The 15,818-nt window shown below is 69.6% G+C and carries 14 protein-coding genes; 10 read left to right on the top strand and 4 right to left on the bottom strand.

What is annotated here, in order from left to right:
• Nucleotides 1-105: 105 nt before the first annotated feature.
• A complete protein-coding gene (locus D7006_RS19210; RefSeq protein ID WP_237354177.1) occupies nucleotides 106-564 on the bottom strand; it encodes an Lrp/AsnC family transcriptional regulator in 459 nt (152 codons plus the stop codon).
• A gap of 164 nt (nucleotides 565-728) precedes the next feature.
• Between D7006_RS19210 and D7006_RS19205 the strand changes: the two genes are divergently transcribed.
• The 4 genes from D7006_RS19205 to D7006_RS19190 all read left to right on the top strand — a co-directional run bounded on the left by D7006_RS19205 (nucleotide 729) and on the right by D7006_RS19190 (nucleotide 6,977).
• A complete protein-coding gene (locus D7006_RS19205; RefSeq protein WP_237354176.1) occupies nucleotides 729-1,994 on the top strand; it encodes a D-amino acid dehydrogenase in 1,266 nt (421 codons plus the stop codon).
• Nucleotides 1,995-2,063: 69 nt separating this feature from the next.
• Complete coding sequence (locus D7006_RS19200; RefSeq protein ID WP_237354175.1) at nucleotides 2,064-3,194, top strand: metallophosphoesterase; 1,131 nt, start codon at nucleotides 2,064-2,066, stop codon at nucleotides 3,192-3,194.
• On the top strand, nucleotides 3,194-5,830 hold the full coding sequence (locus tag D7006_RS19195) for an AAA family ATPase (protein ID WP_237354174.1): 2,637 nt from the start codon (nucleotides 3,194-3,196) through the stop codon (nucleotides 5,828-5,830). The genes D7006_RS19200 and D7006_RS19195 overlap by 1 nt, the downstream gene beginning before the upstream one ends.
• A gap of 127 nt (nucleotides 5,831-5,957) precedes the next feature.
• Nucleotides 5,958-6,977 (top strand): FUSC family protein, encoded by a 1,020-nt coding sequence (locus D7006_RS19190; protein WP_237354173.1) that lies wholly within the window; start codon nucleotides 5,958-5,960, stop codon nucleotides 6,975-6,977.
• 45 nt (nucleotides 6,978-7,022) lie between these two features.
• Here the strand turns inward: D7006_RS19190 and D7006_RS19185 are convergent, their stop codons facing one another.
• The 3 genes from D7006_RS19185 to D7006_RS19175 are packed head-to-tail and all read right to left on the bottom strand — an operon-like array spanning nucleotide 7,023 to nucleotide 11,695.
• Nucleotides 7,023-7,355 (bottom strand): putative quinol monooxygenase, encoded by a 333-nt coding sequence (locus D7006_RS19185; RefSeq protein ID WP_229645813.1) that lies wholly within the window; start codon nucleotides 7,353-7,355, stop codon nucleotides 7,023-7,025.
• Nucleotides 7,356-7,394: 39 nt separating this feature from the next.
• Nucleotides 7,395-10,532 (bottom strand): multidrug efflux RND transporter permease subunit, encoded by a 3,138-nt coding sequence (locus D7006_RS19180; RefSeq protein ID WP_237354172.1) that lies wholly within the window; start codon nucleotides 10,530-10,532, stop codon nucleotides 7,395-7,397.
• Nucleotides 10,529-11,695, bottom strand: a complete 1,167-nt coding sequence (locus tag D7006_RS19175; protein ID WP_237354171.1) for an efflux RND transporter periplasmic adaptor subunit — start codon at nucleotides 11,693-11,695, stop codon at nucleotides 10,529-10,531. Before D7006_RS19175 ends, D7006_RS19180 begins: the two co-directional genes overlap by 4 nt.
• Before the next feature lie 278 nt (nucleotides 11,696-11,973).
• Between D7006_RS19175 and D7006_RS19170 the strand changes: the two genes are divergently transcribed.
• From D7006_RS19170 to D7006_RS19145, 6 genes are all read left to right on the top strand, one after another.
• Nucleotides 11,974-12,534 carry a sigma-70 family RNA polymerase sigma factor gene (locus D7006_RS19170; protein WP_237354170.1) on the top strand — a complete coding sequence of 187 codons (561 nt, stop codon included), beginning with the start codon at nucleotides 11,974-11,976 and terminating at the stop codon, nucleotides 12,532-12,534.
• Nucleotides 12,524-12,994 (top strand): hypothetical protein, encoded by a 471-nt coding sequence (locus D7006_RS19165; protein WP_237354169.1) that lies wholly within the window; start codon nucleotides 12,524-12,526, stop codon nucleotides 12,992-12,994. The genes D7006_RS19170 and D7006_RS19165 overlap by 11 nt, the downstream gene beginning before the upstream one ends.
• Nucleotides 12,995-13,011: 17 nt before the next feature.
• A complete protein-coding gene (locus D7006_RS19160) occupies nucleotides 13,012-13,500 on the top strand; it encodes a periplasmic heavy metal sensor (protein ID WP_237354168.1) in 489 nt (162 codons plus the stop codon).
• Between the two features lie 205 nt (nucleotides 13,501-13,705).
• Nucleotides 13,706-14,401: a VIT family protein gene (locus tag D7006_RS19155; protein WP_237354167.1), complete on the top strand. Its 696-nt coding sequence runs from the start codon at nucleotides 13,706-13,708 to the stop codon at nucleotides 14,399-14,401.
• Between the two features lie 192 nt (nucleotides 14,402-14,593).
• On the top strand, nucleotides 14,594-15,112 hold the full coding sequence (locus D7006_RS19150) for a hypothetical protein (RefSeq protein WP_237354166.1): 519 nt from the start codon (nucleotides 14,594-14,596) through the stop codon (nucleotides 15,110-15,112).
• Between the two features lie 68 nt (nucleotides 15,113-15,180).
• Nucleotides 15,181-15,807 (top strand): DUF4202 domain-containing protein, encoded by a 627-nt coding sequence (locus D7006_RS19145; protein WP_237354165.1) that lies wholly within the window; start codon nucleotides 15,181-15,183, stop codon nucleotides 15,805-15,807.
• The last annotated feature ends 11 nt before the right edge of the window (nucleotides 15,808-15,818 follow it).

Raw genomic sequence — 15,818 nt, 5'->3', positions numbered from 1 at the left:
GAAAGCCCCCGCAATCCCGAAACGCTAAGCGGGCCCCGACGCTCATTCCTTGATCGCGATCAAATTATGTGCGCCGGTACCGAAAGACCGGTTGTCGCAGCCTGTTCAGGCGGTCGTGCGGCGGCTGACGACGGTGCGGATGGCAAACGAGGACTGGATGCGCGCCACTCCCGGCAGGCGCGACAGCACCTCCTTGTGCAGGCGCTCGTAATCGCCCGCATTCTTCACCTCGATCTTGAGCAGATAGTCGGCGAGCCCGGTCATCAGGTGGCAGTCGGTGATCTCCGGGCAGCGACAGACAGCGGCCTCGAAGCGATTGAGGAATTCCTCGGTCTGGCGGTCGAGGGTGATCTGGGTGAACACCACCAGCCGGTCCTCCGGCGCCCCTTCGTGGATGATGGCCACATAGCCGCGGATGACGCCGCTGCGCTCCAGCAGCCGCACGCGACGCAGGCACGCGGAGGGCGAGAGGCCGACCTGCGCGGCGAGATCGGCATTGGAGATGCGGCCGTCGCTCCTGAGGATGCGGACGATATGGGTGTCGAACTCGTCCAGTGCAGCCATTGGCAGATCCTGCGGACATTTCGCAGAAGCTATCAATTTTCCCGCTGTCGCGGGCACGAAATTTGCTCCTTCGGCGGCAAATGCGCCGTCATCCGGCGTAGAATTGTCGTCAACCAACCGGCCGGGCCAGTGAGGCCTTCGGCCGGCGGCGTGGGGTGCAGGCCATGCGCATTCTGATTCTCGGCAGCGGCGTCGTCGGCACGACGGCCGCCTATTATCTCTCCAAGGCCGGACACGAGGTGACCGTGCTCGACCGCCAGCCGGCGGCCGGCATGGAGACCTCCTTCGCCAATGCGGGGCAGGTCTCGCCGGGCTATTCCTCGCCCTGGGCGGGGCCGGGCATTCCGGTGAAGGCCGTCAAGTGGCTGCTCATGCACCATCGCCCGCTGGTGGTGTGGCCGAGCCTTGATCCCAAGCTCTATTTCTGGCTCGCGCGGATGCTCGCCAACTGCACCGAGGCCGCCTATCGCCGCAACAAGGCGCGCATGGTGCGCCTCGCCGAATTCAGCCGGGATGCGCTGGACGAGCTGCGCAAGGAAACCGGCATCACCTATGACGAGCGGGCCCTCGGGACGCTCCAGCTGTTCCGCACCCAGAAGCAGCTCGATCATGTGCACACCGACACCGACGTGCTGGATGTCCACGGCGTCCCCTACGATTTGCTCGATCCCGCAGGCTGCATCCGCGCCGAGCCGGCGCTGGCGCGCGTCCGCGGCAAGTTCGTGGGCGGCCTGAGGCTGCCGGGGGACGAGACGGGCGACGCCCACATCTTCACCCAGCGCCTCGCCGAGATCTGCGCGCGCCAGGGCGTCACCTTCCGCTATGGCGTCACCGTCGATGCGCTGCGGCAGGACGGCGGGCGCATCACCGGCGTCGCCCTCTCCGGCGGCGAGGTGCTGACCGCAGATGCCTATGTGGCGGCCATGGGCAGCTACACGCCGGCCTTGCTTGCGCCGCTTGGCATCCGCCTGCCGGTCTATCCGGTGAAGGGCTATTCCATTACCCTGCCCATCGTGGACCCGGACGCGGCGCCGCGCTCGACCGTGATGGACGAGACCTACAAGGTGGCCATCACCCGCCTCGGCGATCGCATCCGCGTGGGTGGCACGGCCGAACTCGCCGGCTTCGACCTCACATTGCGCGAGCCGCGCCGGGCGACTTTGGCTTATTCGGTGGGGGATCTGTTCCCGGCCGGCGGCGATATCGAGAAGGCGAGCTTCTGGACGGGCCTGCGTCCCATGACGCCGGACGGCACGCCCATCGTGGGCGCCACGCGCTTTTCCAATCTCTACACCAACACCGGCCATGGCACCCTGGGCTGGACCATGGCCTGCGGCTCGGGCCGGGTGCTCGCCGACATCATCGGCGGCCGTAGCCCCGAGATCGACACGTCCGACCTCTCGGTCGCCCGCTACGCCGAGGCCGCCTGACGCGGACGCGCCAGGAAGGCACCTTGCGCCGCCGCCGCGCCTGCGCCAAACCAGCGCGCGGAGGCGGGCATGCGTTTCATTCACACGTCTGACTGGCAGTTGGGCAAGCCGTTCGGCCGCGTGCCCGAAGAGGCGCGCACCGTTCTGAGGGAGGCGCGGCTCGACGCCATCGATCGCCTCGCCGCCGCCGCCCGTGCGAACGGGGCGCCGCTGGTGCTGGTGGCCGGCGACGTATTCGACAGCCCGGAGCCGGGGGATCGGGTCTACCGGCAGGCGCTCAACCGCATGAAGGCGCAGGCCGATGTGCGCTTCCTGCTGCTGCCGGGCAACCATGATCCCCTGCGTGCGGACGGCCTATGGAGCCGGCTTGCCGCCGACACGCCCGCCAATGTCTCTGCCCTCGTCGAGGCGCAGCCCCTGGACCTCGGCACCGGATCGGACGAGGCGGCCGTGCTGCTGCCGGCCCCGCTCTCCCACAAGCGCAGCGTCGCTGATCCCACCCAATGGTTCGACGCCGCGGAGACGCCGTCGGGCGCGCTGCGCATCGGCCTCGCCCACGGCTCGGTTCAGACTTTCGGCGGTGACGCCGACCCCAACCTCGTCGCTGTCGACCGCGCCCGCCGCGCCGGCCTTGCCTATCTGGCGCTGGGCGACTGGCACGGCCGCATCAAAATCGACGAGCGCACCTATTACAGCGGCACGCCCGAGCCCGACGATTTCGGCCGCGAGGTCACGGGCGTCGCGCTGCTGGTGGACGTGTCCGGCAGCGCCCCGCCGCAGGTGACGGAGCTGCCCATCGGCCGCCACCACTGGCTGGAGGAGGGCTGGACCCTCTCCGGTGCGGACGATATCGAGGCGCGCATCTCCGGCCTCGCACCGGGCGCGGCGCGGCAGGATCTCGTCTGCCGGCTCCGGCTCTCCGGCCTCGTCACGCTGGCCGAGCGGGTGGCGGTGCGCCGCCGGCTGGAGGACGAACTGGCCCATGAGGTGCGCTGGCTGGACCTCATCGCCGATGATCTCGTGACCCGGCCCACCGACACCGACCTTTCCGAGATCGACGCCCAGGGCGAGCTGCATGCCGCCGCCATGCGCCTGCGGGCGATGATGGGCGAGGGCGGGGCCGAGGGGCGGCTCGCCGCTCAGGCGCTGGAGCGCCTCTATGTGGAGCAGATGCGCGCCCAAAGGGCGGGGGAAGCGTGATGCGGGTTCGTCGCCTCAGGATCGAGAATTTCCGCAAGTTCCGCGCCCCCGTGGTAGTGGACGGCTTCACCGACGGGCTGAACCTCGTCTGCGAGCCCAACGAGACCGGCAAGTCCACGGTGCTCGACGCCCTGCGCGCGGCATTGTTCGAGCGGCATAGCGCCAAGAGCGACCGCATCCGTTCCTTCCGTCCGCAGGGCGACGAGGTGGCGCCGAGCGTGGAACTCGCCTTCGACGTGAACGGCGAGGAATGGCGCCTCACCAAGCGCTTCCTGCTCTCGCCCTCCGTGACGTTGGAGGGGCCGGAGGGGCGGTTCGCCTCCGATGCGGCCGAGGAAAAGCTGCAGGGCCTGCTCGGCTTCGCCCGCGCCGGAAACCGTGGCGCCGACGACGACAGCCGCGGCGCGCTTGGCCTGCTCTGGGTGGAGCAGGGCCAATCCTTCCTCCTCGGCAGTCCCGGCGAGACCGCCCGCCGCACGCTGGAGGAGGCTCTGGCCGGGGAGATCGGAGCGGTCACCGGCGGTCGCCGGGCCAAGGCCGTGGTGGCGCAGGTGGAGAAGGCGCTGGCCGATTTCTACACCACCACCGGCCGCACGACCGGCCGGCTCAAGCAGGCCGAGGCCGCCGAGGCCGCCGCCCGCGCCGCCGCCACCGAGCGGGCGCGGGAGCTGGAGCAGTTCGAGGGCGTGCTGGAGCAGCTGGAATACAAGCGCAACGAGCGCCGCCGCCTCGTGCGCGACATCGAGGACCCGCAGACCGACGCCGATTTGAAGAAGCTGGACGAGGACATCGCCCGCGCCCGCGCCGCTGGGCAGGCGCTGGAGATCGCCACCCTCGCCGTGCGCGAGCAGTCCGCCCGCCGCAGCACGCTGGAGGAGCGCCGGGCCGGGCGCGACAAGCTCGCGGTCCAGCTTCAGGCCGCCGAGACGAAGGTGACCGGCGCCGCGGAGGCCGTGAGCACCCATGCCGAGGTGATCGGCCGCGTCCGCTCCAGCGAAAGGACGGCGGCCCTGGCGCTGGAAACGGCCCGCTCAGCCCTGCGCGAGGCCGAGACAAAGCGCGACCAGTCCGTCGCCGAACGCGCCGCCGCCGAGCGCCGCCTGGCCCTCGCCTCCGCTTTCGCACGCCTTGACCGCGCCGAGGCCCATGCCGCGCATATCCGCGAGCGTGAGGCGCGCATCGCTGCCTCGCGCATGGATGCCGCCGCCATGGACCGGCTGCGCCAGCTGGAGGACGCCGAGAGCGCCGCGCGGGCGCAGGCGGAAGCCGGTGCCGCCACCTTGACCGTGACTCTGGAGCCGGGCGCGCCGCAGATCTTCCTCGACGGTACGCCGCTGACCGAGGGCGCCATCCGCCTGAGCCGGCCGCGCAGCCTCTCCATTCCCGGCGTCGGCACCATCGCCTTCGCCCCGCCGCCCTCGGGCGAGCCGGCGCTGGCGCGGCTGCGGGCGGCGCGGCGCGATCTCACCGATTTCCTGGCAGGCGTGGGCCATGAAACCCCGCAGGCCGCTCGCAGCGCGGGCCGGGCGCGGGCCATCGACGAGGCCGAGCTTCTGGGCCTTCGGACCCGGCTCAAGGCCGAATGCCCCGCCGATGCCGCCCTCGGCATCCCCGCCGGGCTCGATCCCCTGCGCGGCGCGCTCGCCGGCGTGGAGCGGCCGGCGCCGGAAACCAAGGATGCCGCATTCCCCGCCGCCGACGTGGAGACACCCTATCGCGCCGCCCGCGCCGCCGAGACGGAGGCCGCCGCGCGCCGCGAGGCGGCGCTGGAAAGTCTGAAGGCGGGCGAACTTAAGGAGGTCGCCCTCGCCGCCGCGCTGGAGCGGGCGGAGGCGGAGCGAGCCCGGCTCGCCGCCGACCTTGCGGCCGACCGCGCAGCGCTCTCCGACGCCGATCTCGCTGCCGCCCTCGAAGACGCACGTGCCGCCGAGGCCCGCGCGCTGGTGGATTGCGACACCGCCCGCCGCGCCGCCGAGGGGCTGGATGCGGACGGCTTCATCCGCCGCCGCGACGCCCTGCGCAAGAAGCGCGACACGCTGCAATCCCAGCTGCCGGAGCTGGCCGGTGCGGTGGCGCGGCTGGAGGAGCAGGCGCGCACGCTGGGCGGGGAAGGCCCGGCAAGTCGCAAGGCCGCCGCCGACGAAGAGGCTGAGGCTGCCGCCGCTGCACTCGCCCGGCTCAGGAGCGAGGCGGATACGCTGGCGCTGCTTCTCAAGGTGCTGAAGGAGGCGCAGCAGGACGCGGCGCGGCGCTATCTCGCCCCCGTCACCCGGCGTATCGAGCCCTATGTGCGGCGCCTGCTGCCCTCGGCCAGCCTGTCCTTCGGCGAGGATCTCAAGCCCCAGCTCCTCACCCGCGCCGGCCGCGAGGAGGCGGCGGAGATGCTGAGCAAGGGCACGCAGGAGCAGATCGCCATCCTCACCCGCCTCGCCTTCGCCGACCTCCTCATCGACAAGGGCCAGCCCGCCTCGCTGGTGCTGGACGACGCCCTCGTCTTCGCCGACGACGACCGTTTCGACACCATGATGGAAATCCTCGCCGAGGCCTCCGGCCGGATGCAGGTGCTGGTGCTGAGCTGCCGGGCCTCGGCCTACCGGGCCCTGTCGGCGACGCGGCTCTCCATCCGTCCTGCGTGATGCTCCCGCACCTCTCGCGACCGTTGTAGGATGGGGGCGGGAAGGGCGCAGGGATGGGCGGGATCGTCACAGCGTACGCGGACGTCGGCTATCCGCAGGGGCCGCGCGGCGACACATGGGGGCGCCCATGAGCGGCCCCGGCGAGAGACTTCGCCTGTGGCTGGCGCAGGAGCTTCATCTCGGCGCCATCGCCCGGGCACTGGCGGTGATCGGGCCGTTGGTGATCGCCTATCTCCTCTCCGGCGAACCCGCGCTGGTCAATCTCTGCCTGCTCACCGTCTCGCTGCTGATCCCGGCGCTGAAGCTGCGCCTGAGCCCGGCGGCGGTGATCGTGCAGTATCTCGTCATCGTCGCCACCTTCGCATTGCTGTTCCTGGCGGCGCCGATCCCGCCGCTGTTCGTGATTCTGGCCGCGCTCACCGGCTTCATGGCTGCTGCGGTGACGCGCTTCGGCACGCTGATGCGGACGCTGGGCAACTGGGTGTTCATTCCCGCGGTCTACCTGGCGCTGGACATCCGCGAGGGCGCGCTGGGTGAGGCGGCGCTGTGGCAGGCGGGCGTGCTGCTCGGGCTCTCCCCGGTGGGGCTCGCCCTCGTCTGCGCCGTGCAGGCGCTGGACGGCCGGCGGCGGACACTCGACCGCTCTGAGATCTTTGGGCCGCCTTCCGGCGACTGGCTGGTGCCGGCGGTGGCGACGGCGGCCGCCGTGTTCGCGGCAGCGGTGCTGGTGGAGATATTCGACATCCGCGAGGGCCAGTGGCTGATCTGGTCGGCGGCGAGCGTGGTGGTGGGCGATCTTTCCGCCTCTACCGGCAAGCTGAAATTGCGGGCTTTGGGCGCACTGGTCGGTGCGCCGCTCGGGCTGCTGATCGGGCTGGCGCTGCCGGTGAGCGAGGCGGGCTATTCCTTCTGCGTGCTCGGAGCCATGCTCACGCTGATCGCCTTCTCGCGCTACGTGGTCGGCTTCGGCGCGCGCTGCTTCTTCATCGCGCTCGCCGCCGCGTTTGCAGGGACGGGCAGCGGCATCGCCGCCGAGCGGGTGGAGAATGTGCTCATCGGCGGCGCCTTCGGCCTCGTCGCCGTGGCCCTCGCCGAAATCGCGCGGCCGCCGCGCCGGACACGTCCGGAGCGGCCGGCCTCGCCCTGAGGCCTTCGGTCAAGTACGCAGGGCGCCTGAGCGTGACCTATGCCGTCAGCCGGCCACGTCGACCGGATCGAGCACGAAGGGGGTGCGCTCGGCGAGGTCGTTGATATGCGCGAAGTAGTTCTCGAAGTGCGGCGTCTCGCGGTGGGCGGTGACGGCCGCAGCATCCACATAAAGCTCGTCGATGACGAACCGCGTGGGCTCGGCCTGGTCGCGCCAGAAATCCCAGCGCAGGTTGCCCGGCTCGGCGCGGGTGGCGCGCGCCATGCCCGTGAGCAGTTCCTGCAGCGCCTCGGCCTTGCCCGGGCGGGCGGAGAGGAGGACCACGATCTTCACCGGCGCGCTCATCTGGAACTCCTTCAGGGGACGACGGCAGGACATGGGCCTCCTTCCACCTGAAGGTCAAGGGGCGGGGCTGTCCTACTCCGCCGCCTCGTCGAGGTGCGGCACGGGGGCGAGGCGCACCGGGGCGGCGGGCTTTTCGTGCTTGCGGGTGAGCCAGCGCTGGAGCCGGACCATGTAGAGATAGACCACCGGCGTCGTATAGAGCGTGAGCACCTGGCTCACCATGAGGCCGCCCACGATGGCGAAGCCAAGCGGACGGCGCAGCTCCGAACCGGTGCCCGACCCGAGCATCAGCGGCAAAGCGCCGAGCAGCGCCGCCATGGTGGTCATCATAATCGGCCTGAAGCGGATGAGGCACGCTTCATAGATGGAGTCTTTCGGCGACTTGCCCTCGCGCTCCCGCACCAGGGCGAAGTCGATCATCATGATCGCGTTCTTCTTCACGATGCCGATGAGCAGGAGGATGCCGATGAGGGCGATGACCGAGAGGTCATAGCCCGCCACATAGAGCACCAGCAGCGCCCCCACGCCCGCCGATGGCAGGCTGGAGAGGATGGTGAGGGGGTGGATGAAGCTCTCATAGAGCACGCCGAGGATGATGTAGACGGCAACGATGGCGGCGAGGATCAGGTAGGGTTGGGTGCGGAGCGAGTTCTGGAACGCCTGCGCCGTGCCCTGGAAGGTGCCGATCAGCGTCTGCGGCATGCCCGCTTCCTGCTCCGCCTGCTTGATGGCGTCCACCGCCTGTCCAAGAGCCACGCCCGGCGCGAGGTTGAAGGAGAGCGTCACCGCCGGGAACTGGCCCTGGTGGGAGATGGAGAGATAGGCGGTCTTGGAATTGTCCACCTTCACGAAGGCGGACAGCGGGATCTCCTCGCCGGTGCGCGGCGAGCGCACATAGACCTTGTCCAGCGCGCCGGGGTCGGTCTGGAGCTTGGGATCGACCTCCAGGATGACGTGGTATTGCGAGAGCTGGGTGAAGTATTGCGCCACCTGGCGCTGGCCGAAGGCATCGTAGAGGGTGTCGTCGATCACCTGCGGCAGGATGCCGAAGCGGGCGGCGGTGTCGCGGTCGATGGTGAGGGAAACGGTGGGCGCGTTGGTCTGCTGGTCGGTGGCGACGTCGGTCAGCTCAGGCAGGGATTTCAGCTTGGCCAGCATGCGCGGGCCCCAGGCGTTCAGCTCGTCGAGATTGGCGTCCTGCAGGGTGTATTGATACTGCGTGCGAGAGGCGCGCCCGCCCACGTTGATGTCCTGCGAGGCTTGCAGGAACAAAGCGATGCCCTCCACCTTGGCGAGCTGTGGCCGCAGGCGGTGGATCACCTCGTCGGCGGTCACGTCGCGCTCGCTCCGCGGCTTCAGGGTGATCCAGACGCGGCCGGTATTGATGGTCTGCGAGCCGCCGGTGGCGCCCACAGATCCGGACACGTGCTCGATGGCCGGATCGCGCGCCACGATGTCGAGAAGTGCCATTTGCTTGCTTGTCATGGCTGAGAAGGAGATGTCCTGCGCCGCCTCGGAGAAGCCCTGGATGAAGCCGGTGTCCTGCTGCGGGAAGAAGCCCTTGGGGATGGCGACATAGAGCCAGCCCGTGGCGGCGACCGTGGCGAGGAGGCTCATGAGGGTGAGAAACTGGTGGCTGAGCACCCATTTGAGGCCGGTGTCGTAGACCTTCAGCATCCCGTCGAAGAAGGCTTCCGCCGCCATGTAGGCGCGCCCGTGCTTCACGTTGTGTTCGTTCTTGAGGAACAGGGAGCACATCATGGGCGTCAGCGTCAGCGACACCACCACCGAGACCAGGATGGTGATGGTGACGGTGACGGCGAACTCGCGCAAAAGGCGACCGACGATGCCGCCCATGAGCAAAACGGGGATGAACACCGCTACCAGCGACAGGCTGATGGAGATGATGGTGAAGCCGATCTCGCCCGCTCCCTTCAGCGCCGCCTCGAACGGGGGCATGCCCTCCTCGATGTAGCGATAGATGTTCTCCAGCATCACGATGGCGTCGTCCACGACGAAGCCCACCGCGATGGTGAGGGCCATGAGGGAGAGGTTGTCGAGGCTGTAGCCCACCACATACATCACCGCGAAGGTGCCGATGAGGGCCATGGGCACGGTGACGCTGGGGATGATGGTGGCCCACAGGCTGCGCAGGAAGGCGAAGATCACCGCCACCACCAGCGCGATGGTGATGAGCATGGTGAGTTGCACGTCATCCACCGAGGCGCGGATGGTCTCGGTGCGGTCGCCGATGATCTTCACCATGATGCCGGGAGGAAGGGAGGCCTCCAGCCGCGGGATGGCCGCCTTCACCCGGTCCACCGCATCGATGACGTTGGCGCCGGGCTGCTTGAAGACGATGAGCTGGATGCCGCGCTTGCCATCCTGCCAGGAGGCGAGGCGCGCATTCTCCGGCCCGTCCACGGCACGGCCGATGTCGCGGATGCGCACCGGCGCGCCGTTCTTGTAGGCCACCACCACCTCGTTCCAGGGCAGGGCGGTGAGCAACTGGTCGTCGGCATAGATGGTGAAGCCCTGCGCCGGCCCGTCGAAGCTGCCCTTGGGCTGGTCCACGGTCGCGGCCGCGAGCACCGCGCGCACGTCTTCCAGACTCATGCCCAGCGCCGCGATCTTGGCGGGGTCCACCTGCACCCGAACCGCCGGCTTCTGCTCGCCGGTGATGGCCACCTGCGCGATGCCGGGAATCTGGCTCATCTGCTGGGCGAGGATGGTGTCGGCGGCGTCGTCGAGCTTGGTGAGGGGATAGAGGTCCGACTGCACGGACAGGATGAGGATGGGTGCATCCGCCGGGTTGATCTTGCGGAAGGTGGGCGGGCTCGGCAGGTTCTTGGGCAACTGGCCGGACGCCGCATTGATGGCGGATTGCACGTCCTGCGCGGCGGCATCGATGCTGCGGCCGAGATCGAACTGGATGGCGATGGAGGCGACGCCCAGCGCGCTGTTCGAAGTCATTTGCGCCACGCCGGCGATCTGGCTGAACTGCCGTTCCAGCGGTGTCGCGACGGAGGAGGCCATGGTCTCGGGGCTCGCCCCCGGCAGGCTGGCGGAGACCTGGATGGTCGGGAAGTCCACCTGCGGCAGCGGTGCCACCGGAAGCAGCGGATAGGCGACGAGGCCGACCAGCAGCAGGGCCACCATCAGCAGCGTGGTGGCGATGGGCTGCCGGATGAAGGGCGCCGAGACGTTCATGCCGGCGCTCCCACCATCACGCTCCTGGCAGGCGGGCTCGCCGGCGGCGGCCGCACGGTGACGCGGGCGCCGGGGATGAGCTTGTACTGGCCGTCGATCACCACCTGATCGCCGGCCACGAGGCCGCTGGCGATGGAGGCGATGCCGGCGCTGATCCCGCTGGTGGTGACGGCGCGCTTCTCCACCGTCGCATCCGGCTTCACCACATAGACATAGAAGCCGTCCGGCCCGCGCTGGATGGCCTGCGCGGGGATGGTGACGACGTCGTGGTGGGTGTCGAGCAGCACCTTCACGTTCACGAAGGCGCCGGGCCAGAGCTTGAGGTCGTCGTTCGGGAACACCGCCTTGATGCGCAGGGTGCCGGTGTCGGAGCTGATCTGGTTGTCGATCAGCGCCACCATGCCTTCGCCCACCTTGGTCACGCCGTCGCGACGGAAGGCGAGGGCCGAAACCGGGCCGCGCGCCAGCGCCGCCTGCATGTCGTCCAGCCGGTCCTGCGGCAGGGTGAACACCACGGCGACGGGCTTCAGCTGGGTGATCACCACCAGCCCGCCCTCGTCATTGGCGTGGACGATGTTGCCCTCGTCCACCAGCCGCACGCCGGTGCGGCCGGAGATGGGCGCGCGGATGGTGGTGTAGTCGAGCTGGATCTGGGCGGTCTCGATGGCGGCCTCGTCGCCCGCGATCTGCGCCTGATACTGGGCGACCAGCGCGCTCTGGGTATCGAGCTGCTGCTGGGATGCTGCCTGCTTGGGCACCAGCACCTTGTAGCGGTCGTAGTCCGCCTTGGCGTTGGCGAGGAGGGCCTCGTCCTTGGCCCGTGCCGCCTTGGCCTGGGCGAGGGCGGCGGCGAAGGGGCGCTGGTCGATCTGGGCGAGGACGTCGCCCGCCTTGACCTCCTGCCCTTCCTTGAACACGACCTTGGTCAGCTCGCCGTCGACGCGCACCTTCACGGTGATGGTATTGGAGGCCTGCACCGTGCCGATGCCCTCGCCGTAGACCGGCACGTCCTCCGTCTTCACCGCCGTCGCGATCACCGGGATTGGTGGGGGCGGCGCCTTCGGCTTGGGGGCCTGTGCGGCGGCTCCGATCAGTCCCTGCTGCCAGGCGAGGGCGCCGGCGACGACAACGATCGATGAAATGACGAAGGGGAAGACACGCATCAGGCCGTCCTGCGGCAATAGTCGATGCCCCCTTGAACACCCGCGCCGCCGGAACCCTGCGCGCACTGCAGCAAAGCTCACGTCTCTGTGATGAGCGCGGCGGAGCGCAGGGTTTCGCGCGCCCGGGTGTTCAATTGCCAACGTCCGGCGACCAGCGGACCGGCCAACGTGGCCGCCCCTGCGAACAATCCGGCGGCGTTGGACTTGAAGGGAGTTCGCATCATGGTGCCATGTTGCGGGCGGAACGGGCCGGGACACAGGCGGGCAGTTGGACGCGCATGCGCGAGCCGAGCGACGAGGATCTCATGTCGGCCATCGCCGCCGGCGATGAAGCCGCGTTCCGCGTGCTCTGCCAGCGCTATGCGGTGCGGGCCGTCGCCTTCGCCCGGCGCTTCGTGGGCAGCGGCACCGATGCGGAGGATATCGCCCAGGAGGCCCTGCTGCGGGTCTGGCGGGCGGCGCCCCGCTGGCGGCCGGATGCGGCGTTCGGCACATGGTTCTACCGCATCGTCATCAACCTGTGCCTCAATGCCCGCCGCCGCCTGCCGTTCCTCGGCCTCGACGCGGCGGGCGAGCGGGCCGATCCGGCGCCGGATGCGCTCGCCGGGCTGGAGCGGCAGGAGGAGGACCGGGCTTTGCTTGATGCGGTGGCCGCATTGCCCGAACGTCAGCGGGTGGCCATCCTGCTCACCTATTGGGAGGGGTTCTCCAATGCGCACGCGGCGGAGATTCTCGGCACCTCGGTTTCCGGCGTGGAGACTTTGCTCGTCCGCGCCCGGCGCAGCCTGCGCCTGAGCCTTGGCGCCGCACGAAAAGAAGGACAGGGCGATGACGCGTGAGGATTTCGAGCATTTCCTGATCCGCTTCGGCACGGATGTCTCCTTGTGGCCGCATGACACGCGGGCGGCGGCCGAGGCATTGCTTGCGGCCGACCCGGCTGCCCGTGCGCTCCTCGCCGAGGAGACCGCGCTGGAGCGCCGTCTCTGGGATGCCGCCCGCCTGACCACGGCCGCCGACACCCGCCCCGCGCAGCGTGTGGCGCGCGCGCTCGCCAATGCGCCGCTGCCGCGCCAGTCGCGCCGCCACCCGGTGCTGTGGCTGCCGGACTGGCTCATCGCGCTCGATCTGAGGCCGGCATGGCCGAGCATCGCCGCGCTCGCCGGCATGGCCCTGCTGGGTTTCATGGTGGGATCGAGCGACACGCTGGTCGGCATCGGCGCCGGAGCGCGGGCTGGTTCGGCCACCGATGTCAGCGCGGTGGTGTTCGAGCCGGGACCGATCGGCGAGGGCGTGCTGTGAGCACCGGATTGGGCCCCATGTCCGGCTTTTCGGGCCTCGCCTCCGCGCCGCGGCGTCTGCTCGTCGCCTCCCTTGCCCTCAACCTGTTCTTCGCCGGGCTGGCGCTGGCTGTGGTGATGCGTGCGCCGCACAAGCCCGTCTCCTTCCCGTCGCCCAATGTGGAGGACCGCAGCCCGCGCGTGCGCATCGACCGCCTCGCGGCAACCCTCCCCATGACCGACGCCCGCCTGCTGCTGACCCGCTTCGGCGCCGCCAACGGAAAGCTGGTGGAGGCCGAGGCGGCCTCGCGCGCCGCGCAGGACCGCGCCCGCGAGGCCTTCCTCGCCATGCCCTTCGATCCAGCGGCGGCGCGGGCCGCGCTCTCCGGCCTGCGCGACGCCCGCCGGGACGTGTGGTCCATCGTCCACGACGTCATCATCGACGCAGCCGGGCAGATGTCGCCCGACGGCCGCGCCCGCATCGCCGCTTGGGTACCGCCCGTGCAACCGGACGAGCCTGTCCGATAGCGCGGGTGCGCGCGGCGGCCGGCCCCGGAAGCGCGTGAGACGTTGAGCCGACTACGTTTCCCGTTATTCTCGTCGCCCGGGAGCGACGCGACCACGCGCCTCATGGCGCCCCGGCATCAAAAGATTAGACCACTTCTAAGCTGGAGCACCTTCTCTCCGCCGCAGCCTGTCGCGCGTCGATCCGTTCCTCCCAGCAGGTATCGCCATGAAGCCTCTGCACCGCGAAAACCACCTGATCGAACGCATCGGCTGGCTGCGCGCCGCCGTCCTTGGCGCCAACGATGGCATCATCTCCACCGCGAGTCTCATGGTGGGCGTCGCTGCGGCCTCGACCAATTCGTCGGAAATCCTGGTGGCGGGTACCGCCAGCCTGGTTGCCGGTGCCATGTCCATGGCGGCGGGCGAATATGTCTCGGTGAGCTCGCAGTCCGACACCGAGAATGCCGATCTGCAGAAGGAACGGCGCGAGCTCGCCGAAGATCCCGAGAGCGAGCTGAACGAGCTGACGCAGATCTATGTGCGGCGTGGCGTCGAGCCGGCGCTGGCGCGGCAGGTGGCTGAGCAGATGACCGCGAAGGACGCCTTCACAGCCCATGCCCGCGACGAGCTGGGGCTGGCCGAGCATGTGGTCGCCCGCCCCATCCAGGCGGCGCTCACGTCGGCGGTGACCTTCGCGCTCGGCGCAGCGATCCCGCTCATCATCTCACTCGTGGCGCCCACCGCCCTGATCGCGCCGCTCGTCTCGGGCGGGTCGCTGGTCTGCCTCGCTGTTCTTGGCGCTCTGGGTGCACGGACGGGCGGCGCCGATATCTTGAAGCCGACCATCCGCGTCACCTTCTGGGGCGCCATCGCCATGGCCGCGACGGCGGCCATCGGCACCCTGGTCGGCCACGCGGTCTGACCTGACCGAACCGCGTATGTGCCGCTGAAGGGATGTTGCGCCCGTCAGCGGCCCGTTTCCGGCGTTGCCATGGGGCGGCGCCGGTTACTGGGCGAGTTCCGCCAAGGAACCGCGCGGACCGGGGCTCCGCGCCAACCCATCCTGCCGCAGCGGCATGTATCGCCGTTGCCGTTTCCCCGGCATCATCGGGGTATGGTCGAATCCCCTGTCCCGCCCCGTCCGTCCCGCCGTCGCAATCCGCTGGTCGCCGTTCTGCGCCTCGCGTTCCGGCTGGTGGTGGGCATCGTCATCCTGCTCGATGAGCTGGTCCGTCCGCTCTACCGCCCGCTGCTCGATTGGCTCTCCGCGCTGAAGCTGGTGCAGAAGTTCGAGCACTGGGTCGCCAGCCTGCCGGCTTATGCGGTGCTGGTGCTCATCGCCGTCCCGTATGGCGTGGTGGAGCCGGTGAAGTTCCTCGCGCTGCTCCACATCGCCAATGGCCATGTGCGCACCGGAACGTTCCTGTTCCTGCTGGCCCATCTGGTGAGTTTCGTCCTCATCGAGCGCATCTTCACCGCCGGCAAATCTCAGCTGATGACGGTCCGGTGGATGGCCTATGTCATCGAGACGGCGGCCTCGGTGCATCGCACGGTGTCGGAATGGTTGCGGCTCGCCGAGCTGAAGCGCCGCGCGCGGGCGCTGTGGCGCTGGGCTCGGCTGCGCCTGCGCTAGACAGGCGCGCATCCGCGCCCATGATGGCCGCCAGATCCAGTCCGCCGATTGTTTTCACAGGAGCCCCGATGACGAGCGACGCGATTCCCGCCGCCCTGCTGGAGAAGGCCTACGCCGCCATCGACGCGGCCAATGGCGCCGATCCCGCCCGCGTGGAGGTGGACGGCCGGAGCGTGCCGGCTGCGGTGCTTTACGGGCAGCGCATGACGCAGGTGCTCGCCCGCTTCAGGCCCGATGCCTCCGATGCCCTGAAGATCGCCGCGCGTGGCCAGCACATCGAGCGCTTCACCATCCCGCGCGAGACCTATCCGGCGGGCAAGGCCGGCTATTTCCGCTGGCGCACGGAGCTGAAGAACGTCCACGAGCGGCGCGTCACCGAGATCCTCCTCGGCCTCGGCCTGGAAGCGGCTTTCGCGGAACGCGTCGGCAAGATCGTCCGCAAGGACCGGCTGAAGCAGGATGCCGATATGCAGGTGCTGGAGGACGTGGCCGTGCTGGTCTTCCTCACCTACGAACTCGATGCCTTTCTCCTGAAGCATCGGCCCGAGCCGGAGAAAGTGGCGGGCATCCTCGCCAAGACATGGGGCAAGATGTCCGAGGAGGGCCGCGCCGCCGCCCTCGCCCTGGACCTGCCGCAGGAGGTGGTGGACCTGCTGCATCAAGGCCTCGCCGCGCGGGCGAACGCGGAAGACTGAGCGTCGGCGCC

It is taken from the genome of Xanthobacter sp. YC-JY1 (assembly GCF_021730305.1).
GTDB classification, from domain to species: domain Bacteria; phylum Pseudomonadota; class Alphaproteobacteria; order Rhizobiales; family Xanthobacteraceae; genus Xanthobacter; species Xanthobacter flavus.
Note: the sequence above shows the minus strand (reverse complement) of the source record. Positions and strands in the feature narration are given on the sequence as shown.

Excerpts from the sequence above, each read along its gene's own strand:
- D7006_RS19210 (WP_237354177.1), bottom strand. The coding sequence starts at position 564 with ATGGCTGCACTGGACGAGTTCGACACCCATATCGTCCGCATCCTCAGG.
- D7006_RS19205 (WP_237354176.1), top strand. The coding sequence starts at position 729 with ATGCGCATTCTGATTCTCGGCAGCGGCGTCGTCGGCACGACGGCCGCC.
- D7006_RS19200 (WP_237354175.1), top strand. The coding sequence starts at position 2,064 with ATGCGTTTCATTCACACGTCTGACTGGCAGTTGGGCAAGCCGTTCGGC.
- D7006_RS19195 (WP_237354174.1), top strand. The coding sequence starts at position 3,194 with ATGCGGGTTCGTCGCCTCAGGATCGAGAATTTCCGCAAGTTCCGCGCC.
- D7006_RS19190 (WP_237354173.1), top strand. The coding sequence starts at position 5,958 with ATGAGCGGCCCCGGCGAGAGACTTCGCCTGTGGCTGGCGCAGGAGCTT.
- D7006_RS19185 (WP_229645813.1), bottom strand. The coding sequence starts at position 7,355 with ATGTCCTGCCGTCGTCCCCTGAAGGAGTTCCAGATGAGCGCGCCGGTG.
- D7006_RS19180 (WP_237354172.1), bottom strand. The coding sequence starts at position 10,532 with ATGAACGTCTCGGCGCCCTTCATCCGGCAGCCCATCGCCACCACGCTG.
- D7006_RS19175 (WP_237354171.1), bottom strand. The coding sequence starts at position 11,695 with ATGCGTGTCTTCCCCTTCGTCATTTCATCGATCGTTGTCGTCGCCGGC.
- D7006_RS19170 (WP_237354170.1), top strand. The coding sequence starts at position 11,974 with ATGCGCGAGCCGAGCGACGAGGATCTCATGTCGGCCATCGCCGCCGGC.
- D7006_RS19165 (WP_237354169.1), top strand. The coding sequence starts at position 12,524 with ATGACGCGTGAGGATTTCGAGCATTTCCTGATCCGCTTCGGCACGGAT.
- D7006_RS19160 (WP_237354168.1), top strand. The coding sequence starts at position 13,012 with ATGTCCGGCTTTTCGGGCCTCGCCTCCGCGCCGCGGCGTCTGCTCGTC.
- D7006_RS19155 (WP_237354167.1), top strand. The coding sequence starts at position 13,706 with ATGAAGCCTCTGCACCGCGAAAACCACCTGATCGAACGCATCGGCTGG.
- D7006_RS19150 (WP_237354166.1), top strand. The coding sequence starts at position 14,594 with ATGGTCGAATCCCCTGTCCCGCCCCGTCCGTCCCGCCGTCGCAATCCG.
- D7006_RS19145 (WP_237354165.1), top strand. The coding sequence starts at position 15,181 with ATGACGAGCGACGCGATTCCCGCCGCCCTGCTGGAGAAGGCCTACGCC.